Here is a 22,573-nt window from a genome sequence, read left to right on the forward strand (position 1 = left end):
TTGGAATCTAAGACAGTGTCACCTAGAACAATCCAGTGATGTTGCCGTCGTCATCCATATCCATATTCATCGCCGCAGGGACTTTAGGAAGTCCAGGCATTGTCATTACCTCACCGGTAAGAGCCACGACAAATCCTGCGCCTGCAGATACCTTAAGTTGTCTTACTGCGATTCTAAATCCTTCAGGTCTACCTTTTAGCGATGGATCGTCACTAAGTGAGTACTGGGTTTTAGCCATGCAGATCGGAAGATGGTCATAACCGATCGCTTTGATGCTGTCGATTTGCTTTAGAGCGGCTGCTGAGAAATCCACGCCGTCCGCGCCGTATATCTCCATTGCGATTGTTTCGATTTTTTCCTTTACAGGCATATCAAGATCATAAAGCGGTTTGAATACGGATTCGTTTTTATCTGTGATCTCAATGACCTTTTCAGCAAGTGCAACTCCGCCGTCTCCGCCATTGGCCCAGACATCCGAAAGTACAACATCCACACCGATTTCTTCACACAAGTCATTCAAGAGATCAAGCTCAGCCGCTGTGTCTGTCGGGAACTTGTTGATGGCGATAAGGGCCGGAACACCGAATTTACGGATATTCTCAACATGTTTCTGAATGTTTCCAAAGCCCGCTCTGAGCGCGTCGAGGTTTTCTTCGTTCAACTCGTTCTTGCCTACTCCGCCATGGTTCTTAAGCGCGCGAACCGTACCTACGATCACTGCGATCGCCGGATCAAGTTCTGCGTATCTGCATTTGATATTGAAGAACTTCTCAGCTCCAAGATCCGCACCAAAGCCAGCTTCTGTCACAACATAGTCGGCAAGCTTTAAAGCAGTCGAAGTAGCCATGACACTGTTACAGCCGTGAGCGATATTCGCAAAAGGACCACCATGAATAAAAGCAGGTGTGTTTTCAAGGGTTTGCACAAGGTTAGGCTTGATCGCGTCTTTAAGAAGCAGGGAAATCGCTCCTGTAGCACCCAAGTCATCGACAGTCACAGGCTTTTGCTCGTAGGTATAACCGATGATCATTCTACCGATTCTTGCTTTAAGATCCGCTATGCTTGTAGCAAGGCAAAGTACCGCCATGATTTCTGAAGCTACAGAGATGTCAAATCCATCTTCTCTAGGCACTCCGTTGGGTCTACCGCCTAGTCCGATTACTGTATGTCTTAAGGCCCTGTCGTTCATATCCAGTACGCGTTTCCACGCAAGTCTTCTAGGGTCTAGGTTGAGTGCGTTTCCTTGATGTATGTGGTTGTCGATCAGTGCGGACAACAAGTTGTGCGATGTCGTTACCGCGTGGATATCACCTGTAAAATGCAAGTTGATGTCTTCCATCGGTACCACTTGTGCATAACCGCCACCAGCAGCTCCGCCTTTTACGCCGAAACAAGGTCCAAGAGAAGGCTCTCTTAGCGTCGTGAATGTCTTTTTACCTATCTTGTTAAGACCCATGCTAAGACCGATATTCGTTGTCGTCTTACCTTCACCAGCCGGTGTCGGATTGATTGCGGTTACAAGAATCAGCTTGCCGTTTGGCTTATCTTTCAGACTGCTGATAAAATCAAGATTGACCTTCGCCTTATAGTGACCATACAGTTCAATTGAATCCTCGTCGATTCCAACCTGTTCCGCCACCTCGATGATTTTTTTCATTTCTGCCTTTTGGGCAATTTCGATATCCGATAAAAACGTTTTCATTATTGCAGCCTCCTCATTAGTTTTATTAATTACACCTTACTTGCCAAACGTCTATGAAAACGTCAATAGATTGATTCTTGTAGATGTTTTATAGCTTTAATTGGGTGAAGTAATCGTCTGTCGTTTTCCAAAGAAAAGAACTTGCCCAAGGCAAGTTCTTGCTATGCTATTCGATTCCTAACAGTAGATCGATCATTTCTATCAGCTGGCCGATCTCCGGTTTACTCATCTGAGCGTCAGCTCCGACCGCCTCACCCTTATGGCGTAATTCGCCGGTGATAAGCGATGAGAAGATGATGATCGGTAGATTGCGAAGTACCTTATGCTCTTTTAATCTTCTGGTCAAGGTGTGCCCGTCAAGTTTTGGCATCTCTATGTCGGTGATCAGCAGTTGAGCTTCTCTTTTGAAGTTCTCGCCCTCGGTTTTGACCAGTTCGTCAAAATAGTTGAGCGCTTCCTGACCGTCGTTGAAAAACCTCAGCTTGGTGTATCCTGCAAGCGTCAGGGTATCCAGCAACACTTTTCTGATTATTGGCGAGTCGTCTGCAAGTACGAGCTTGTAACCCGCACGGTCCTTAGTCTCGATATGCTGCATACGCTCCACGCTGATTCCAGTCTGTGGGCTGATATCCATCACAATTTTTTCGAAGTCAAGCAGCATGAAAATCTTCTGATCCAGATTGATATTTGCGATGACAAGACTCTGATCAAGCAGTTCATCCGGTTTGATCATATCCGCCCATTTGATTCTGTGTATGCCTAGTACCTCATCCACACAAAATGCGACTTTAATCTGATTGAACTCACACAATAAGGTCATTTTGTTCTCGGTGCTATCAAACGCCTTTTTCTCTAGCACGTGCTGAAGATCGATCACAGTGACGACTTCCCCTCTTACAAGAGTAAGTCCCATGATTGAAGCATGGGCGTTGGGCACTTTCGCAGTCTCTCCCAATTGAAGTATCTCACGAACTTTTACCACATTTATAGCATAATGTTTGCCATGGACTTTGAATTTAAGTATCTCTACCTCACCGGTTCCTGTCTCTAATAGAATTCCCGTTTGATCCATACTTGCTCCTCCTCGGTTATTACAGCTTTATGTTCTTTAGCTTATTGTAAATCCGTATACCCCAATTTTAACATATAAAAACACTTGTTAGTAATGTAAATACAATAATAAAGCCGACATATCTGAAATATGTCGGCTCCTTTATTAGGTTGTTACACTCACCACATGCGAAAATCGGATTTAGATGATTCCCATCTCTTTACCAACTTTTTCGAAGATGCCTACAGCTCTTTCGAGTTGGTCCTTCGTGTGGGCGGCTGTCACCATGCATCGCACGCGACCAGTGCCTTTGGCAACTGTCGGGAACACGATGCCCGATACGTAGACGCCCTCTTCAAGCAGTGCTTTTGAAAACGCCATCGTCTTCGCTTCGTCACCTATGATTACAGGTGTAATCGGAGTTTCGCTATTACCCGTATCAAAGCCCAGTCTTCCAAGCTTCTCTTTGAAGAATCTTGAATTGTCCCATAGACGCTCTGAATACTCTGAAGTGTCCATAAGTATATTCACCGCTTCAATGATCGCGCCTACTGCAGCTGGTGGAAGCGCTGTTGAGAACAGGATCGGTCTTCCGCGGTGGTTGAGCCATTCCTGAGTCACTTTTTTACCTGCGACGTATCCGCCTATGACGCCGATCGCCTTTGAAAGTGTTCCTATTGTAAAATCGACTCTTCCATGAAGTCCGAAGTGATCCACAGTACCACGGCCGTTCTCACCGAGAACTCCTGAACCATGGGCATCGTCCACGTAAGTCATCGCTTCATATTTTTCAGCAAGTTCCACGATTTCAGGAAGCTTTGCGATATCGCCATCCATACTGAACACGCCGTCAGTGATGATCAGCACGTTTCTGTAGTTTGCACGATTCTCTTTCAAAACGCGCTCAAGGTCTTCCATATCGCTATGCTTGAACACTTTTTTATCCGCTCTTGAAAGTCTTGCGCCATCGATGATCGACGCATGGTTAAGCTCATCAGAAAGAATCAGGTCGCCCTTTTCTGTAATCGCTTGAATCGCTCCTGCATTGCAGTTGAAGCCGGACTGGAATACCATGACCGCTTCTTCTCTTTTGAACTTGGCAAGTACCGTTTCAAGCTCTTCGTGGATATCCATGTTTCCAACAATCGTACGAACCGCACCCGCACCGACACCGTATTTTTCAACCGCGTCGATAGCCGCTTTTTTTAGGCGTGGATGCGTTGCGAAACCCAAGTAGTTGTTCGAGCTTAAATTGATGACCGTTTTGCCGTTCAACATACATTCTGCTTCATTTGCTCCGTTGAGTACAGGTAATTTTCTATAGGTACCTGCATCTTTCAATTCTTCGATTTTATCCTGTAAAAATTTAAGTTCATGAAAATTAGACATCTTAGTCCTCCTTATGTGTTGGGAACAATACCACTTTTCCACAATTACCAGATTCCATCAAGTCCATTCCTTTTTGGAAGTCATCCATCGGCATCTTATGTGTGACGATCTTATCAAGATGTAGTTTTCCCGATTGGATCAATCCCTTTACCTGATACCAGGTATCGTACATGCGTCTTCCGACGATTCCGTGAATGGTGATTCCTTTGAACACGACATCTGTGGCGATATCAAGTTCCACTTTGCCATTAGGTATGCCGAGCATCGACATACGTCCGCCCAATTTGATATATTTAAGCGCTTGGTTGATCGCAATCTTGTTGCCGCTCATTTCAGCGACCACATCCACACCAAGTCCGCCTGTTTCTTCTAAAACTCTTGCGATAACATCGTCTTTCATCGGATTCAGTACCACATCAGCACCTATCTCGCCTGCAAGGTTCGCTCTGTAGTCATTGATTTCGATTGCAATGACTTTCGCAGCACCTGACGCCTTAGCGACATCTACAGCCATAAGGCCGATTGGACCGCAACCGACTACAGCGATTGTTTTTCCAATGATTTCTCCGCTCAATACGGTGTGCACGGCATTTCCAAGAGGTTCTTGAATGCAAAGATACTCAGGTGAGACATCTTTGTCGTTCAACCATGCGTTTTGCTCTGGAATCACGACGTATTCAGCGAAGGTACCTTGCGTGTCCACGCCTAGAATAAGGGTATCCTTACAGATATGCGCGTTGCCTGTTTGGCAAAGCTCGCAAACCTCACAGACGATGTGAGTTTCTGCCGATACGATATCACCTAATTTGACCTTTGTAACCTTATCACCAATAGCAATTACCTCACCGGCGAATTCATGACCCATCACCTGAGGCGTCTTGATTCTGTTCTGCGACCACTCATCCCATTTGTAAATATGAAAATCTGTTCCGCAAATCGATGTGGCTTGCACCTTGATTAGCACTTCTCTTTCGCCAACCTTAGGTTTTGCAATTTCTACAAGGGTTGCACCCTCAGCTGGTGTTTGTTTGATAATCGCCTTCATCATGATGATTTCTCCTCCATATTGAGCAAACGTATTCACGTTCAATTTGACAAACTTATTATACTACATTGTCCGCCTCTCGCATACATAGCAGAAAGCTTTATGACGATTATTTAACACTTTTCAGACTCCACGTTTTCAGAATCTCATACTGATCCTTTAACATCGGTATCCTCTGAATCGTCTCGAAATAGTCGTCAAGTGCTTCTATTCCGTACTGCCTAGCCAAGATGACCATGGCGTTTCGCTTCAGTCTCGACGCCCCAAGATACCCATAAGCCCTAGTTAGATGGTTTTTCTTAAAAGTGGACTTGGACTCCATCATCATGCTTTTCAGATCCAAGTTTAAATTCCCGTCGACTTTGACCTTGTCATTGTAAGGACAGCACCACTGGCATATGTCGCATCCGTAGACCCAGTCGCTGATCAGCATCATCTGATCCGAATCGAGCGGTCCCTTTTTTTGGTTCAGGGCGGAGCGGCACTTTGAGGTATCCAGAGGCCTCCCTTCAACAAGGGCGCCGTTAGGACATCCCCTAATGCATTTTGTGCAGCTTCCACACTCAGAACTCCTCACCTTTGGAGCGGGAGCGTCCAATTCGATGTCCGTCAGCAGATAGCCGATATTGAATGCGGAGCCGTATGCTTCATGAATCAGCAAATTATGTTTTCCCCAAAAGCCAAGCCCCGACGCATGAGCGATCTTTCTATCGTCATAGCCGTGCTTATCGATAAAGAGCTTATGGTTGAAGTCGACATAGTGCTTTTTCATCTCACCCGCGAGCGTGTCCAGTATCGATTCCAAATCTTCATGGTAGTCAAGCTCTCTGCCTGTCGATGCCAGTCTCCCTTTACCGATTTCTCGCTTAGTCAGACAAAGGGCATAGGGTCTTGCGATCACGATCGCCCATTTTGCATCAGGCACATGATAATCGGCTGAGTTCCTACTAAGCCATTCTTCACTTGCCATTGCTGGCTGCGCATACCGTTCAAGCGTTCTGACGTCAACAAAAGAGACATCAAAATCTCCCTCGACAAACCGTTCTAGCTCACTCCTTACCCAACCAGCATCCATCTTCCACCATCCATTTTCAATCTTCAATCCTTGTCCGTTCCCAACAACAACTCGATCTCCCTAGCGTGCTCTTCCACACTCACCGGCGTTTCAAGCAGGATAGGAAGGTGTCTGATGGCCGGGTGATTGATAAAGCTCACTAACGCCTCAAGGCCTATAGAACCCTTGCCGAGGGTCTCATGCCGGTCCTTTTTACTCGCGAAAGGTGTTTTCGAATCATTGAGGTGGACAGCACTTAATCTATCCAGACCAATAACTCTATCGAATTCTTCAAGTACCCCGTCAAGATCGTTCACAATATCATAGCCGGCAGAGTAGATATGGCACGTATCCATACATATACCCAAATGTTCGTTACACTCCACACCGTCAATAATCGCTCTAAGCTCTTCGAATGTCGAACCGATCTCCGTACCCTTTCCAGACATCGTCTCAAGCAACACCTTGATTTTCATCTCTTTTTTTAGAACTTCGTTCAAAGCTTCGATGATCAGCTGGGTTCCCTTCTCCACGCCGATTCCCGTATGAGAACCTGGGTGAAGGTTGTACAACTGGCATGGAAGCATTTCGAGCCTTTCGATATCCTCTTTTAAGGCTTGTTTTGCAAAGCGCAGCGCACTTTCCTTAGACGAACATAAATTCATCGTGTAGGGCGCGTGGGCAAGCAGCCTGCCAAACTCATATTCCTCCATCAAGGCTCTGAGCGCCGCTGTATCGTCGCTATCAAAAGCTCTCATGGATCCGCCACGAGGATTTCTCGTGAAGAACTGAAATGTGTTGGCATGCATTTCTATCGCTATCTTCGCCGCTTTCTCATAGCCCGAAGCGATAGACAAATGTGATCCTATAATCATGGATTTCCTTCTTTCAACTAAAAAAAGAGAGCGAATGCTCCCTTGGTCAGTATGGCAATATCATATGAGACACAACATATCTTGACGTGTTCTCACGTTTCACTTCTGAAAGTTCTTCATACTTCTTGTAGACCGAGTCGATTTCATCCTGCATCTCTTTGATCTCATCCATCGTCAGGTGCATGTCATGAAGCATATTCAGTTTTATCTGATGCGAAACCGATTTGTCTTCAATCGCTTCGTAAAAAGCGGTTGCAGTGGTGTCAAAGATCATAAGCCTATATTGATTGATCGACTCATGTACGGCATCATCAGAAATCTTAAGCGTATTGCTGTCCACCACAAACTGCTTGGCTACCGGCAAATAATATTTTTCAACGATTCCAAGCTTTACGACTTCTTCAACCAGGTTGAGTATTCCGTGTTTGAGCATTTCCTTCAAGTGGTAGTTGATTTTGGCATGCGGTTCACCCAGTCTCTCAGAAATCATTTTGGCGGTTGCGGCCTGATCTTCAAAAGCCTCCAGTATGTTGATTCTATATGCTTGCGAAATACACTTGATCTGGTCAAGGTCTTTCATCAGTAGTACGTCCTTCATATCCTTGCCTCCTATGGCTATTTTGTTATGTCCATGATGATGAACGTGATATCGTCATCCAACTTATGGGCGACACTGCCTATTTCGCTGGTTAGCACTTCTTTTATGCCTTGAATCGACTTTTTACGATGACTAAGCATCAGGTCGATAATCTTTTTGTCGTCATAAATCTGTGTCTTGCCTTTGTCGGTCAGTCCATCCGTATAAAAGAACACACGGTCTCCAACGCTTAACTCGATTTTAGCGCTATGGAATTCAGGCGTATAGAAACTTCCTACCTTACAGATAGGAAAACCGGTGGAATCGTCAAGCCTTATGACTTCGCCGTTCTGTCTGACGACATACGGAAGCGTATTCATACCTCCGGAGCAGTAGGTCAGCACCCTTGACGGCTCATCGTAAGAAGCGATGAACATGACCATATGCATTTCATCAGGAAAATTCATCTTATTGAAGGCTTCAAAGAAATGCTTGAGATTACGTTGAGGTTTCTTCGCCCTATACACGTTGATCAGCCTTTCGGATGACTTGATGTAATTCATACAGAACATGGTCATCAGCGCCGCAGGCACACCGTGCCCCGAAACGTCCAAAACATACATGCCGATGGTTTCCGGATCAATTCTAAAGACGTCGTAAAAATCGCCGCTCAACCTTTCGCATGGATAGTAGGCTGCCACAAAATCGGTGTTTTCAAATTCCAGATGAGTTCCAGGCAATAAGGATTGTTGAATGTTTTTAGCATATTCGATATCTCTGATAAACTGCATGTTGGCCTTTCGCATATCAGCTGTTCTTTTTTGCACGATTTTTTCTAGGTTTTCCGCATAGAGCTTAACCTGCTGTTCCGCATTTTTCTGATGCTTTACAGGTATGCTGATATTGTATTTGAATATCGCATAAACATAAATCAGCAGACCAGCAATCAGATAAATATAAAAGAATAGACTTCGAACAGGACCGTTAAAAGGTGGCAACAGCCTGAGCACCATCGCCGATGTCATAAATACGGCACTTACAGCCAGACGAATCTGAATCCGCTCCAGCGTCAAGATGTAGTTACGTATTTTCATGACAATCACACTGAGAGTCAAAAGGATCGCGGCGGATAGGAAGATTTGGTTCAGACGGTCGAACAAGGGTTGTGAATCAATCCGACCCAAAAGATGCATGCTGACAAAGGTGACCGCAGACAAGGCCAATCCGATAGCAAAAGGCATCCCCTTCTTGATTCCTGTAAGATCCATAAACTTGATATCATTATCAATAAAACTCGAGGTTAAAGTACCCACAGCAAACACGAACAGTAAGAAAGTAAGTATGACCTCACTCCTCATAAATGCCGTATCGAGTGCTGTGCTATGTGCCCCTAGGGCGTTCAGTATGAAGTAGAAAAGATAGACAACCGCGAAATAGCCTGAGGTCGTCGACAGAATCAACATTTTTGTTCCCCGATAACTCACAAAGGAGTAGTAGGTCGTATTGAACAGTAAAAAGGCGCTCACAAGCAGTACGATGTTAAAGGTCGTTCCTGCCATAAACATCATCGGGTAAGAAAGGTAGATTTCAGCAATTCTATCGTGCATTTGTACATAAAAAAACAGTCCTGCAATACATACTCCAACTATCAGACCGAATTCAACAAGTAGCATATGGCGTTCCTTCGCCTTAGCCTGCAACATTTCCATAGTAGTCTCCTAATACAAAAGCGCAATAAGTCATTATTTCTATCCTTACACGATTCGCTAAACTAATTGTAACATTTTAGCGTGTACAGTAAAATCTATTTCTCAAGTTTTCTCAATGAAACCACCATTCTTCGGTTATTTATCGATATAAGCGCATAAAAATAAGAGCGAGTGCTTAAATTTCACTCGCTCTTTAAACCTTTAATGCATAAAGATAAATTATCTCCTTTATTCTCTGAATACGCTACCGCCCACGAACTCCCTGACAATTGACGTATTCGGTATTTCATCATTCGTTTCGATCGACTTCACATAGCTTAGGAACTTTAACAATCTTTTCGCTTCGGCGAATTCCGGTTCTGTTTCAGGAATTTCTAGAAGTAGCGGTTCGATATGTTTTTTTAGGACCGCTAGTTCATAGACCATTGCGGAATTGAACATCACATCGGCCGTTTCCTGATATGGGAAGATGTTTCGCTCTTCGCCTCTTCTGACAGAAGCCCATAATTTAAGCGTTGTGAGGGCGTTATGTCCTCTGTAATTGTTATCCCTGACAATACGTCTGAACAATCTTGAATCCGTTGTCGGAATTCGATTGTGGTTGTCGATATTAAGCTGCGTCAAGCAGGAGATATAGATTCTGAACTTGTCCTCCTCACTGATATCGCTTGTCAGTTTCGGATTCAGTCCATGAATTCCTTCGATGATGATCGGCTGATGGGCACCGATTTTCATTTTCTTACCCCGGTACTCGCGCACACCCAGTAAAAAGTTGAACGTTGGCAGTTCCACCTCCTGACCATCAAGAAGAGCGGCCAGGTCCTTGTTGAACTGATCAAGATCCACAGCTTCGATCGCTTCAAAATCATACTTTCCGTTTTCGTCGACAGGCGTGAATTCCCTATTCACAAAGTAATCGTCTGTTCCCATCGTCACAGGATGAAGACCGTTCACCCGCAGTTGGATTTTAAGCCGATTGGCAAAGGTGGTCTTTCCAGAAGACGACGGTCCCGCGATCAGAATAAGTCGCTTATCGTTCGCACTGATATGGTCGGCGATCTCCGCGATTTTTTTCTCATGAAGCGCTTCGGTGATCAGAATCTGTTCTCTGATCTGATCGCTCTCGATCAGTTCATTGATATTGTAAATGTAGCCGACGTTTAGGATGTCACCCCATTTTTCAGCTTCTCTATGTATTTGAGCAAGCTTGGGTTGCGGTTCGAACGGAGGTACTTGACCGCCCGAATACGCCGTAGGGTGTCTCAGAATGATTCCACCGTCGAAGAACGTCAGCTCAAACGCAGACAAGCCGCCGGCGCTGACAAGCATGTATCCGTAAAAATAATCCTTCAGCCAACCGTAGCTATAGATGTTGATATTATCGGTTTGCCTGTATTTCAAAAGCTTCGCCTTTGCTTCCATATGCTGCTCACGAAAGATGACTTCTGCTTCCTCATTTGTAATCTTCGTCTTTAAGAAAGGCTCGTCAAGAGCGATCAGTTCTTTCATTTTTTCTGTAATCAGGGCCATATCCGCCTCGCAAAGCGCGGGGGACTTATGCACCACGCAAAACAAGCCCTTGCTGAGTGAATGTTGAATGTCAACGGTCGCACCCGCATATAACTCTTTTACCGCTCGAATGAACACGAAAGCCAGGCTTCTCTGATAGATCCTGATGCCGTCCGGATTGTTCATGTCCACGATCTCAAGGTAGTTATGGCATTCCTTGAGCGTATCGGATAACTCTTTAAAATGATTGTTCACCTTGAACGCCACGATTTGACTGTCATGCTCACTTTGTATCTGTCTTGCGATGTCTGCTAGCGGTGTACCTATCTTCGATTCAATTTCAAATAATTCCCCTATGCGAATGAAACAGTCTGACATATAAGGCCTCCTTGATCATCTTGATCGGACTTGATTGTTCAATACCCCAGTCTATGTGTTACTTTAAAATGAAGCTATCTCGTTGAACGGGAAAATTCTAAAATATACTTTTCCCTTGATATCCCCAATCGGCACATAACCGATCTCGCTATAGCGTGAATCGTTTGAATTCACACGGTTATCCCCCATGATGAATACATGGTTCTCAGGTACGGTTCCCTCGAATGTGCCGTTTGTGAAACCATCGCGGATATAGTTTTCGTCAATCACTTTACCGTTGATCTCGACAAGTCCGTCCTTAATCAGTATGTGGTCCCCAGATAGTCCGATCACTCGCTTTATGACGGATTTGTTCATAAATGAATTAAGTTCAATCCCGGTTTTTGCGACAATGATATCGCCCATTTGAGGTTCGCCTGTGATGTATGAGATTTTTTCAACAAGCACCACCGTCTTATCATGGAAGGTCGGTTCCATCGAAGGTCCGATAATAAATGAAGGTCTGGCAAACAATAGGATAAGTCCGCCTACTGCAAGTGCGAAAAGGAGCGATTTGGTCCATTCCTTGATCTCATTTTTGATTTTTTGCTTCGTTTCGTTAGTCATGTGTAATATCTCCAAATTTTCTAAACGGAAAGACTCTTAGATAAGCTTTACCGTCAATCGCTTCAACTGGTACAAATCCTACTGAAGCATGCCTTGAATCGATCGATTCCAACCGATTATCTCCCAGAACAAAAAGATGGTCCCTTGGCACGACCCTATCGAGCTTACCGATGGTTCCACCATCCGAAAGATAGCTTTCCAGTATCATTTTTCCATTTAAGTAGACCAGACCGTCTTTTATTTCAATATGGTCTCCAGGTAATCCAATGATTCTTTTGGTCAGTTTCGCGTGCTTTGTTCCGTTTATTTCTAAATCGGATGTCAACAGCACGATATCGCCATGTTCGAAATTATGCTTTACAACACTCACTTTCTCAACAAGCACGATATCACCGTCTTCGATGGTAGTAGCCATCGAGTTGCCGTGAACCACATTAGGTCTTGCATAGGTCGAAAAAAGGGCAAATGCCGCAAGACCCACTAGTACTGCCGTACCTATCTGATACACTTTGTTTTTCATCATGTCCTCATTCAAATTTTGCTGTATCCGAATAGTAGACTTCGGTTCGCACAGTAGAGGCCAGCTTGAGTATGAAGCTGTTTATCTCACTGTACTTATAACGGGACAGGTCGATTTCCAATTTTTCAAGGCAGGCGCTAAAATCGTCAAGTACGCTATAGGGATTCCCATAGACCCTGCCGATGTCTGTTCTGCTCACACCTGTGAATCCATGGCCTACAATCGATTCGTTTCTTAGCTCGATCAACTCGGTCATACGCTCCGAGTTCAAAATTTTAACGATCTCCATCATCTTGTAATCGTCTTTTTGATATTTGTTCATATAGATGGTGAGCGCGTAGACGATATTGTTGTTGAAAATCTTATATTTTTTGCGAAGTACCTTTAACTGCGACCGTTTCGACATCATATCGATCTTTAAGGTGAATTTTCTTCTATCGATGTGCTTTTTAACAAACATATATTTGAAGACGGCTTCTTTAAAGCGGTACACACGACCTAAAAAATCGATATACTCATCATTGATCAGCTTGATTTTCAAGTTTTCCATCAGTTCGGAAAAAACAGCCTCAGACTCCCCATCGATCAGTGCGAGCAGGTTCTTGTTGAGCTCCGCATATTCAGACATCGACTTTGTCTCATCCGAAATCTTGTTCAAAATATGTCTCGCGCTTTCAAAATCAAAGTTGATCGCATACCGGCATGACCTTGTCAGGATTGCGACATCGGAATGTTCAAGCTTCATATTCACCAAAAGCGTATATGCACCGCCGTAATCATACCGTTCTAAAAGATTTTGCAAAACCTCATTGTCATTAAGCATCTACGTCACCTTCTTCTATCATAAAAAAGCTATAAAGAGTCGTTTGTTATATAGATGCCCAAAAATCTTCTAAATATTGATTAGGTTTCTCAAAAATTTTATCTTCCACTTTTAAATAGTGGGCATGCAGCAGTTGTGTCGTGACGCCCTTGAGTTTCTTGCCGCCGTACTTGCTGTCTCCGACTATCGGATGCCCGATCGACGCAAGACTCGCCCTGATCTGATGCGACCTTCCTGTTTTTAGGTCGATAAGCACTTTCGTGTACCCCGCCTTGTACTCGAGCGGTTCCACGATAGTCAGGACTTCCTTGGCACCTGGGACCGGTCTGCTGATAAGCGACACTTGATTTTTCGCTTCGTTCTTCACAAGATACCCTTTGATCACCCTTCGGTCCACGAGCTGCCCTTCGACAACGGCCATATACCTTTTCTCAATTTTTCTTTCGCGCATCAGTTCGTTATAGTGCTTTAACGATTCATAGGTCTTGCAAAACAGCACCAGACCGCTTGTGTTCTTGTCCAGCCTGTTGATGCTAGACGGCTTGAATGTAGGCGTGCTCAAGGCTCTAAGGTAATACTGCACTTTTGTCGCAAGCGTGTTCTTGTATTCACTCTTGTCCGGATGCGTAAGAAGACCCCACGGTTTATCCACCACAAGAAGCTCATCATCTTCAAATAGAATATCCAGTCCGATCTTGCCAGGGTTTACGACCCTCACGTCTTCTGAGTAATCCTTTATGACAGGGTCTGGTAGGAACACGTTGATCACATCGCCTATTTCAAGCCTTTGACTTGCTTCGCCGCGCGTGCTGTTGACTTTTATTTTTTTAGTTCTGATCCACTTCTGGACTTCACCCTTTGATGCTTTTGGCAGCAATTTTCCGATATAGCGGTCTAAACGCTGATCGCCGGACTGCGCATCAATTGTAAATGTTTGCATAACTCACCTCGACTATAATTGTATTACCATGTCCATCATGGCAATCGTCTTTTTGAATCCCATTTTCTCATATAAGGCTATCGCATTGTGGTTGGATTGTGCCACATACAATATTGGAGTCTTGTCCTGCGCCCTGATCTGTTGGATCGAGGCGCTCATCAAGGATCGTCCGATTCCCTGCCCCCTAAAGGCAAGCCTTACATACAATCCTCCGATCACTCCGTATGCCCACGTGCTGAACTCACAAATCACCTGGCCACAAACTCTATTTTCATGCAAATAGACATCATAAAAATCAAAATCAATGTTCTTCGCAATTTTAAGACGTAAATTATTGATCGTTAGGGGTTGGTCCCTAAAGTGCTGTTCGACTTCAAGTAGAAAGTGCGGTTGTTTGAGCCAGTCGACACTCGATGCTTTTACAATGTGTTCGTCCCGCTCAAGGCTATCTGACCCTGCGTATTCCATCAGGAAAGTCTCCTGAAACTTAAAGGATTTCAAGGCTCTTTGCAAGAAGTAGAACACCTTGTCGACTTGGTTCTGGGCACCTCTGATGACAATCGGCTGTTCCCTATGGATGGTTTTTAAAAAGTCCACCTTCGAAAACATCGCCTCAGACCGGTAACTGATAAACATGATCCCCTTTTGACTGAAGAGCACAAGTGCTTCGATTTCATCGTCCTCTATCGAAGCATACAATCTGCCACCACGTTTAGCGCCTGGTTCGTCAATGCCATAGTGATGCATTAAGTAATACGTTATTTCCAATGTTTCAAGCGGGTTTTCAAAACAATAAGCCTTCGCTGCGCTTACCCACGTTTCATTCACTATTTCAAACACATGCGCCTCCCATGTTTTTCATTATCACTACTTATTTTATCACATTTTGACAGGCTTGGGTGTGAAGAAACTATGAACTCCGCCAGGCCCCTTTTCTTACAGAACAGCCCACTGTCTACAATTAATATTATGTTGACAAGATGCCGCTTCTTTGATAATCTATTAACAAATAAACCATCGTAGCGAGTCAACACTTTCTGCCTTGGTACCACATCCAATACCTTTTGCGACGAGTCGTTTGACTTTTCCACGAGGGAGCTTGGTCACAGGACACTCTTTTTTTGTGCGCAAACTCCCTAAGTTCAAGGGAGTTTTTTTATTTAGGAGGCGTACATGAAAAAAATCGCAGTAATCGGAGCGGTACTTGACCACCCCGAAGCCAGTCAAAGCAGGTTCAATGATGTATTAAGCGAATTCAAACCCATCATACAGGGTCGAATGGGACTCCCCTTCGACGAGTACGACATCTCTGTGATCGCAATCACGGTGATGGGCTCTTTGGATGATATCAACACACTCACAGGAAAATTGGGCAGTATCCCCGGCATCACTGTCAAAACATCTATCACAAAAAAGGAGATCGACCAATGAAGAACCTCATCGACAAGCTGTATGAGACCAATTCCTTAACAAAAGAGGAGCTGATGACTCTGCTAAAAGGACTTGATGAAACAACAAAGCCTTATCTATTTGAAAAATCGCTCCAAACAAAAAAACGTGTCTATGGAGACACCGTTTATATGAGAGGACTACTCGAAATCAGCAATATCTGTAAGCAAAACTGCGCCTACTGCGGCATCAGAAGAGACAACAAAGAAGTCGACAGATACCGCCTTGACAAGGAGACCATCCTCGCTTGTTGCGAAGAAGGGTCACGTCTTGGCTACAGGACTTTTGTGATACAGGGCGGAGAAGACGCCTATTACACAGACGACATCCTCGTCGATCTGATAAAAAGCATCAAAGAGAACCACCCGGACCATGCAATCACCCTCTCGCTAGGTGAAAGAAGCGAAGAGAGTTTTAAAACGCTAAAAGCAGCGGGTGTCGACCGTTACCTGTTAAGACATGAGACGGCAAGCAAGCACCTTTACGAAGCGCTTCACCCGGGCATGAGCTTCGAAAACAGACGCAACTGCCTCAAACAGTTAAAGGAGATCGGCTTCCAGACAGGCGCAGGCTTCATGGTGGGTCTTCCAGGACAGACGCCGGAGGACCTTGTTGAGGACCTTCTTTTCATCAAGGAATTAGAACCTGAAATGGTCGGAATAGGACCTTTCATACCCCATAAGAAAACTCCAATCGGACACCATGAGGGCGGTACGGTAGATCAGGTGCTTGTCATGCTGGCATTCGTAAGAATGCTGCTCCCATCGGTACTTCTGCCATCGACGACGGCTCTTGGAACCCTCGACAAACAGGGCCGCGAGAAAGCCTTGAAAGTAGGCGCCAATGTTGTAATGCCCAACCTTTCACCTACAAACGTACGTGAAAAATATGAACTCTACGAAGACAAGATCTGCACAGGCGACGAAGCTGCCCACTGCAGAGGATGCATCGAAGGTAGAATCAAAGGCGCAGGATTTGTAGTGGACATGGGACGCGGCGACCAAGCCGACTGGAGGAATTAATATGTTTATCAATCATGAGTATATCAGCAACCTGTTGAATCAAACGAAGAACGCCCCTTTATCAGAAATAGATGAGATCCTTACAAGAGCTGAAGCCTTCAAGGGACTATCTCACGAAGATGTAGCAAAACTTTTGACGCTGACTGACAGCGAACGCCTCACACGTATGTACAACATCGCAGGTAAAGTCAAAAAGAGCATCTACGGCGACAGGGTCGTCATGTTCGCACCGCTATATATCAGCGACTACTGCGTGAACAACTGCACCTACTGCGGTTACCAGCGCGACAACAAGTTCGCCCGCAGAAAGCTCACACAGGAAGAAATCAGAAAAGAAGTCATCTTGCTTGAAAAGATGGGCCACAAGCGCCTAGCCCTTGAAGTCGGCGAAGATCCAGTCAACGCGGACATCGACTACGTGGTGGAAAGCATCAAGACGATCTACGACACTTACGAATCAAACGGCGACATCAGAAGAATCAACGTAAACATCGCAGCTACCAGCGTTGAAGAATACAAGAAGTTAAAAGCGGCAGAGATAGGAACCTATATCCTCTTCCAAGAAACCTACCACAGACCGACCTACGAGATCAAGCATCCTAAAAGCCTAAAGGGCGACTACGAACGTCAGCTTTACGCGTTCGACAGAGCCATGCAGGCGGGTATCGACGATGTGGGCGCAGGTGTCCTGTTCGGACTTTACGATTACCAGTTCGAAGTGCTCGCACTCATGCTGCACAACGAAGAACTAGAAAAGCAACACGGCGTAGGCTTCCATACCATCTCTGTTCCAAGACTAAAAGCCGCAGACGGACTTAGCTTTGACGACTACCCGCACCTGGTTTCAGACGATGAGTTCAGAAAACTTGTGGCGATCATCAGACTTGCCGTTCCATTTGTAGGCATGATCCTTTCCACAAGAGAATCGGCCGAATTCAGAAAAGAGCTTCTAGGCTACGGCATCTCGCAGGTTAGCGCAGGCTCGTGCACAGGTGTGGGCGGATACAAAGAGCGTGAAGAAGGAATCAACCACGAACAGTTCCACACAGCCGATGACAGAAGCCCGATGGAAGTTGTTTCAGGACTCATCGAAGACGGCTACATCCCAAGCTACTGTACGGCGTGCTACCGTTCTGGAAGAACAGGCGACAGATTCATGCAGCTCGCAAAATCAGGCAGCATCGGATTTGTATGCGAACCCAACGCCCTGATGACCCTCATGGAGTACATCCACGACTACGGCGACGACGCATTAAGAGAAAAGACACTACCCATGATCTACGAAAAAGCCAACGCGATCCCAAGAGCAGACGTAAAAGAACTACTACTCACAAACCTCGAAAAGATAGCCGCAGGCGAAAGAGATTTATTCCTATAAACCAAAAGACGAAGTCAACCGACTTCGTCTTTATCTTTTTTATAACTTCAATCAGATGTAGGGGCGACGCCTTGTGTTCGCCCTCTCTCTAACGATGTGTTCAAAGAGACACACATAAAGAGGCTATAGCCATCAACGATTCCGTATCGAACCCTTGAGCAAACCCGCTCCCTTTTACAAATGTGAGAATCTAGTTCACCCTTCAATATTCTGTCCATTACTCTTTCGACCCTAGCGCCTATGCAATATAAGCGAATTCTCAATTTTATTTCTTAAGGAGCCTCTCAAGCTTTTCTCTGTATTCTCTGAGAGGCTGATAGATGTCAACTCTTCCCGATTGTAGCATCTCATCAATCAAATGAATTGCACTCTGATACCTCTGCGTACTCTCGTATATTCTCAACAAGTTATATCCAGCAGGAACACCATGATTGTTTATCCTATATATGCTTTCTGTAAGTTCCAAGGCTTCTTCAAACATTGAAGCTTCCCCAAGGACTCCTGTAATTATCTGAAGTGACTCTTCATTTATAATTCCTTTATCGATTATTCGAGTAAAAATTTCTAAACCTTCTTGCTTATTCCCACTTCTAATATGATATGCACCATACATTAATTGAGGACGCCAAGCATTTTCAAGTTTTGCGAATTCTTCGATCCTATCGTTAACCGTACTTTCACCAAATTTTTCTTTAATAATGGATAAGTACCAGGTAAATCCATTCTCCTGATTTGGATCTTGATTTAGCCCTCTCTCGAGAGTGCTAAATCCTCTATCGTTCTCACCCATTTCGTAATATACTTTTGCTAAATTTGTTAGAATCGTCCCGGTTTCTCCATTTTTCTTACAAAACTTCAAGAGAATTTTTTCTGCCTTTCTTAGCTCTTCATTTTTAAGTTAACGATGCCCATTATTGTATGAGACCGCTCCTTGAACGAATCAATTTTCAATAACCTTTTTGCAGGAGCGATCATCTCTGAATAGAACTCATCATTTAATGACATGAGAATTAGCTGATATAGCTTATTGCTGTCATTCCAAGCCTGCTTGATATTGTTCGGAAGTACTTTCGCTCTATATACATCATTGGGTACGGTCATCAATTTTCCATTTGCATCATAAAATTTTATCATTAGCTTAACCTTTCATTTGATATTTCACTTAGCGGGAATGCATCAAGCGATCTTGTTACTTTTTTCTTTCGTTTTTAGATGTAACTTATCGTTCGAAACAATTTGGTCGCAGAACCAAAGATGTGTCCCGAACTCCACTTTAGATTTTGTCCTTTGACTCCATACATCCCTTGTGCTTATGAAGTGTTCGTCGATATAAATTATTATGCTCCCGCAAATTACTTTAACTTAATAACAGAAGGTACACCATTACTCAAGACTAATCTATAAATCTCAACATTCGAATATTCAAGTAAGTTTCTTAATGAGCTCATATAAACGTCTGGAAAATCCAATCCACAAAATACAGCTTTAAGTGAATTATGAATATCTATGAAGTAATCCGACTTCTTATTATCAGTTAATAATAGAAGACGATACTCAAACTCATCTTTCCAATCTGTATTCTTAGTAAAAAACAAATCTTCTCTATATCTAATCAAATGTTCTGTTATGAAAAAATCTCTAAAATTTATCAATGCATCACTATTAATGTTAATGTGATAAGCTTTTCTGACATCTGTAGATGAATCCTTATATCTTATATCGCCACGGTATAGCTTAAAATTGTTATAAGTCTTCTTAATATCATCCACAAGATCATCTCTTGAGAAAGCCAAGCACAAACCTCTATGAAGATCACCATACTGTGCCCACATCCGCATCTTGAAGAATCCAGTTTTATAATAAGCATAAAGAGTATTATTATAAGTAAAAGTATGTACTACAGTTACATTAAAAAACGGCAAAATCTACTAATCTTGCCTGTAGATTTTACCGTTATAACGCTTTCTCTTTTATTATTTCTTGCCTAATATTCTTTTACCAATCTATTCTTTTTGTAATAAAGTTAAAGTACTTAAGTTCACTTGGTATTCCAACCATGTTTCCATGGGTATAGCCATTATCAAGCAGGGCAGAAAACTTTACTTCTTCATTAATAAATTGAATGAGTATTTCTTTTTCTTTGGTCATGATTGGTAAATCATTAACTGCTTCAAGAAGAGCTTCTTTTCCTTCTTTGGTTAACATGAGTCTTCCAAATTCTATTTCATATTGTTCATCATCAGCATTCACATAAATTCTAAATTCAAAACTAAAGTTTTGAGCATAGTCCACATCTGCTTGAACAAAGTCAAAGACTTCATGGTACTTACTGTTCTTTTTGAATGTTTTTACAAGGCTGCCATACTTGTTTTTAAGGACATCCGAAAATCCAAATCTAGTTTCTGATTCTTCGTAAGTAAAGTTACCATCTCTAACATCAAAACCATTCTCATCAATCTTTTGTGGTAATTGATTTCTTGAGGTTCCTTTAGCATTAAATCCTACACCTTCTTCTGTAGTAATGGTATCACCTGTTAACAAATGCCACCTAGTTGGTAAATTATTTTCATCAATAAAGCCAAGAATTTGCATTGGTCTATGGTCTCCAATGGTGTTATACCAATTGTAGGCCACTAAATTAATAAGAATTGGTCTTAGTGTACTTTTATTACCCTTTAAATCAATATGTTCAAAGCTTGACCCTTTGTAGATATCTCGCATGGTTACCATACTTAAATGTAAACCATATTCATCTGAAATATATGCTGCTGGATTTTTATAGTACCTATTGATCCATAAGTCAAAAGCTACATCTTCTGAAAGTATGTCAGGATCATTGTTTTCAACGAAGCCGTAGAACTGAAAACTTGAACTGTCTGATCCAGCATTTTTTTCTGAATAAGACACTAAATCAAATAAGGCTTCATGAGAAATCTCTTCGTAAGTAATTTGATTCTTAAGTAATTGCTCGTATGTCTGAATGTAAATGGGTTGAAAGTAGTCATGTTCCTGCAAATCATATTTTAACAATTCACCTTTGGTTTCAACTGTTTTACCCATTGCCTTTAAATCTGATTCAATCATATGATTAACTAATTGATCAAGGGCATTAAATTTAGAGTACTGATCAATATTTAATACGCCGCCAACATATCCTCTTCCTGGAGCAATACTAAAAATGGACCTTGAAACCATTTCAAAAACATGTTTTCTTTTAAGTACTGGAGCCGTTTCGCCTTCTAGTGAATAAATTTTATGTTTATACTTTGCAATGCTACTTGCATTAGCATAGTCTACTTCATAGCCAACATTGTTCACTAAAAACTTACAAACTTGCTGATAAGTTAACTTAGCTGTTGGACTAAACTTACCACCACCTGTACCACTTGTAAGTCCCAAATGATTTACTGCTTCTATGTACTTATAAGACCAACGATCTTTTGCTACATCAGAAAAAGTTGGTGTTTCAGGTAGCTCTGGTATAGATTCATAGATTGCAATTTTCATCAGAATTTTCATAAATTCTTCTCTGGTTATTGGGTCTTCTTCTCTTAAGTCCCCATTGGCATCACCATTTATAATGCCGAGTTCCTTTAAGTGATAACCATAGGTTTTTTCACTTCCATCGGCAAATGGCAAAAGAGTTACCATTAATACTACTAGTAAAACAAGTACTATTTGTTGACGTTTCATACTACTCCCCCTCATCCTCTTTCATGAATCTACTTGAATAGTATAACATAATAAGTTCATCAAACCTTGTAAAATTCACTTTAGTTGTCCAAAAGTACATCTTACTAGTTAGCCCTTTAAATGCATATTTTCTTTTGCTAGGATACAGTTAAGGCTGTTTAAAAACTCACCACACGGGTCCAACTCCTACATCAATCTTTTGCAGGCCTAAACTACTAATGTTCTACAGTACAATCATTATACACTTTTACGTCTATTTACTTCAATAATACATAAAAATGTATTATCGGAACTGCTCTTTAAAGTCATTGCCGATAGAGCTGAGAAGAAAAGTGTCATAATATCAACGAATCTGAAATTCTCAGATTGGACTGAGCTGTTTGAGAATGAAACAATGGTAGCAGCATTGATTGACAGGTTGACCTTTAGGTCACATGTATTAAACATGAATGGAACCTCTTATAGAAGAGAGCATTCGGCACCTCAAATCGAGGAGGTGAACAATCATGTATAAACCACAAGCACCGGATATCGAGTTGGAAACTTGCCTTGAGCAGCTGAAAGCGGCCTACTCAGAAGTCAAAGGTGACAATGAACGTTTGCAGTCTTATGCAGATCTTCTTCAGGCAATACTCGAATACCATAAGATTGATTATCCGGCTTTCGAGTCTCCAGAAGAACAGAACTTTTAGTTTATTATTAGGGAAATCTCAGTAATGACTTTTCCCTAATTTTATACAGTCAGTGGTAAACAAATTCGTGAGCGTTATCAGATTAATGGTAAACGAATTGATGATCACTAGTGGTAAAGAAATTCATGAGCGAGTGGTAAACTTTTTCATTGACATTCACA

At 42.9% G+C, this 22,573-nt stretch carries 23 protein-coding genes; 5 read left to right on the forward strand and 18 right to left on the reverse strand.

The genetic code is table 11. From position 1 onward, the window contains the following. Positions 1-22: 22 nt before the first annotated feature. From DWB64_RS01885 to DWB64_RS01950, 14 genes are all read right to left on the reverse strand, one after another. On the reverse strand, positions 23-1,702 hold the full coding sequence (locus DWB64_RS01885; protein WP_129486481.1) for a formate--tetrahydrofolate ligase: 1,680 nt from the start codon (positions 1,700-1,702) through the stop codon (positions 23-25). Positions 1,703-1,868: 166 nt separating this feature from the next. After that, positions 1,869-2,774 (reverse strand): chemotaxis protein, encoded by a 906-nt coding sequence (locus tag DWB64_RS01890; RefSeq protein ID WP_129486482.1) that lies wholly within the window; start codon positions 2,772-2,774, stop codon positions 1,869-1,871. Positions 2,775-2,954: 180 nt separating this feature from the next. Further along, the gene (locus DWB64_RS01895; RefSeq protein WP_129486483.1) at positions 2,955-4,142 is read right to left on the reverse strand and encodes a glycine C-acetyltransferase; all 1,188 of its coding nucleotides are present in this window, start codon (positions 4,140-4,142) and stop codon (positions 2,955-2,957) included. Position 4,143: 1 nt separating this feature from the next. After that, positions 4,144-5,190, reverse strand: coding sequence for an L-threonine 3-dehydrogenase (gene tdh / locus DWB64_RS01900; RefSeq protein ID WP_129486484.1), 1,047 nt, complete (start codon positions 5,188-5,190; stop codon positions 4,144-4,146). Positions 5,191-5,296: 106 nt separating this feature from the next. After that, positions 5,297-6,262, reverse strand: coding sequence for an epoxyqueuosine reductase (locus DWB64_RS01905; protein ID WP_129486485.1), 966 nt, complete (start codon positions 6,260-6,262; stop codon positions 5,297-5,299). A 23-nt stretch (positions 6,263-6,285) separates the two neighbouring features. Then, positions 6,286-7,116, reverse strand: a complete 831-nt coding sequence (locus DWB64_RS01910; RefSeq protein WP_129486486.1) for a deoxyribonuclease IV — start codon at positions 7,114-7,116, stop codon at positions 6,286-6,288. 46 nt (positions 7,117-7,162) lie between these two features. After that, complete coding sequence (locus tag DWB64_RS01915) at positions 7,163-7,714, reverse strand: helix-turn-helix domain-containing protein (RefSeq protein ID WP_129486487.1); 552 nt, start codon at positions 7,712-7,714, stop codon at positions 7,163-7,165. A gap of 17 nt (positions 7,715-7,731) precedes the next feature. Continuing rightward, positions 7,732-9,402 carry a PP2C family protein-serine/threonine phosphatase gene (locus DWB64_RS01920; RefSeq protein WP_129486488.1) on the reverse strand — a complete coding sequence of 557 codons (1,671 nt, stop codon included), beginning with the start codon at positions 9,400-9,402 and terminating at the stop codon, positions 7,732-7,734. A 228-nt stretch (positions 9,403-9,630) separates the two neighbouring features. Further along, positions 9,631-11,289, reverse strand: a complete 1,659-nt coding sequence (locus DWB64_RS01925) for a nucleoside kinase (RefSeq protein WP_129486489.1) — start codon at positions 11,287-11,289, stop codon at positions 9,631-9,633. A 63-nt stretch (positions 11,290-11,352) separates the two neighbouring features. Next, positions 11,353-11,895, reverse strand: a complete 543-nt coding sequence (gene lepB / locus DWB64_RS01930) for a signal peptidase I (protein ID WP_129486490.1) — start codon at positions 11,893-11,895, stop codon at positions 11,353-11,355. Beyond that, complete coding sequence (lepB, locus tag DWB64_RS01935) at positions 11,888-12,415, reverse strand: signal peptidase I (protein ID WP_164980179.1); 528 nt, start codon at positions 12,413-12,415, stop codon at positions 11,888-11,890. The genes lepB (DWB64_RS01930) and lepB (DWB64_RS01935) overlap by 8 nt, the downstream gene beginning before the upstream one ends. A gap of 7 nt (positions 12,416-12,422) precedes the next feature. After that, complete coding sequence (locus tag DWB64_RS01940; protein ID WP_129486492.1) at positions 12,423-13,238, reverse strand: hypothetical protein; 816 nt, start codon at positions 13,236-13,238, stop codon at positions 12,423-12,425. Positions 13,239-13,284: 46 nt separating this feature from the next. Next, on the reverse strand, positions 13,285-14,178 hold the full coding sequence (locus tag DWB64_RS01945) for an RluA family pseudouridine synthase (protein ID WP_129486493.1): 894 nt from the start codon (positions 14,176-14,178) through the stop codon (positions 13,285-13,287). 12 nt (positions 14,179-14,190) lie between these two features. Then, positions 14,191-15,018 carry a GNAT family N-acetyltransferase gene (locus DWB64_RS01950; RefSeq protein WP_129486494.1) on the reverse strand — a complete coding sequence of 276 codons (828 nt, stop codon included), beginning with the start codon at positions 15,016-15,018 and terminating at the stop codon, positions 14,191-14,193. A gap of 333 nt (positions 15,019-15,351) precedes the next feature. On the opposite strand from DWB64_RS01950, the gene DWB64_RS01955 reads away from it, so the two are divergent. Genes DWB64_RS01955 through hydG form a run of 3 tightly spaced genes read left to right on the forward strand, consistent with a single transcriptional unit; the run spans position 15,352 to position 18,027 of the window. After that, positions 15,352-15,609 carry a TM1266 family iron-only hydrogenase system putative regulator gene (locus tag DWB64_RS01955; protein WP_129486495.1) on the forward strand — a complete coding sequence of 86 codons (258 nt, stop codon included), beginning with the start codon at positions 15,352-15,354 and terminating at the stop codon, positions 15,607-15,609. Further along, positions 15,606-16,649 carry a [FeFe] hydrogenase H-cluster radical SAM maturase HydE gene (gene hydE / locus DWB64_RS01960; protein WP_129486496.1) on the forward strand — a complete coding sequence of 348 codons (1,044 nt, stop codon included), beginning with the start codon at positions 15,606-15,608 and terminating at the stop codon, positions 16,647-16,649. The genes DWB64_RS01955 and hydE overlap by 4 nt, the downstream gene beginning before the upstream one ends. 1 nt (position 16,650) lies before the next feature. After that, complete coding sequence (gene hydG, locus DWB64_RS01965) at positions 16,651-18,027, forward strand: [FeFe] hydrogenase H-cluster radical SAM maturase HydG (protein WP_129486497.1); 1,377 nt, start codon at positions 16,651-16,653, stop codon at positions 18,025-18,027. A 265-nt stretch (positions 18,028-18,292) separates the two neighbouring features. Here the strand turns inward: hydG and DWB64_RS01970 are convergent, their stop codons facing one another. The 4 genes from DWB64_RS01970 to DWB64_RS01985 all read right to left on the reverse strand — a co-directional run bounded on the left by DWB64_RS01970 (position 18,293) and on the right by DWB64_RS01985 (position 21,720). After that, complete coding sequence (locus tag DWB64_RS01970) at positions 18,293-18,817, reverse strand: hypothetical protein (protein WP_129486498.1); 525 nt, start codon at positions 18,815-18,817, stop codon at positions 18,293-18,295. An 89-nt stretch (positions 18,818-18,906) separates the two neighbouring features. Further along, positions 18,907-19,161 carry a hypothetical protein gene (locus tag DWB64_RS01975; protein ID WP_129486499.1) on the reverse strand — a complete coding sequence of 85 codons (255 nt, stop codon included), beginning with the start codon at positions 19,159-19,161 and terminating at the stop codon, positions 18,907-18,909. A 218-nt stretch (positions 19,162-19,379) separates the two neighbouring features. Next, a complete protein-coding gene (locus DWB64_RS01980) occupies positions 19,380-19,865 on the reverse strand; it encodes a DUF2971 domain-containing protein (protein WP_129486500.1) in 486 nt (161 codons plus the stop codon). Between the two features lie 157 nt (positions 19,866-20,022). Then, entirely contained in the window at positions 20,023-21,720 is a 1,698-nt protein-coding gene (locus DWB64_RS01985) for an S-layer homology domain-containing protein (RefSeq protein WP_164980181.1), read from the reverse strand. A gap of 292 nt (positions 21,721-22,012) precedes the next feature. Between DWB64_RS01985 and DWB64_RS01990 the strand changes: the two genes are divergently transcribed. Together DWB64_RS01990 and DWB64_RS01995 are read left to right on the forward strand one after the other, a co-directional pair. Continuing rightward, positions 22,013-22,234, forward strand: a complete 222-nt coding sequence (locus DWB64_RS01990; RefSeq protein WP_207713424.1) for an ATP-binding protein — start codon at positions 22,013-22,015, stop codon at positions 22,232-22,234. Further along, positions 22,227-22,412 carry a hypothetical protein gene (locus tag DWB64_RS01995; protein WP_129486400.1) on the forward strand — a complete coding sequence of 62 codons (186 nt, stop codon included), beginning with the start codon at positions 22,227-22,229 and terminating at the stop codon, positions 22,410-22,412. Before DWB64_RS01990 ends, DWB64_RS01995 begins: the two co-directional genes overlap by 8 nt. The last annotated feature ends 161 nt before the right edge of the window (positions 22,413-22,573 follow it).

It is taken from the genome of Fusibacter sp. A1 (genome assembly GCF_004125825.1).
Classification (GTDB): Bacteria; Bacillota; Clostridia; order Peptostreptococcales; family Acidaminobacteraceae; genus QQWI01.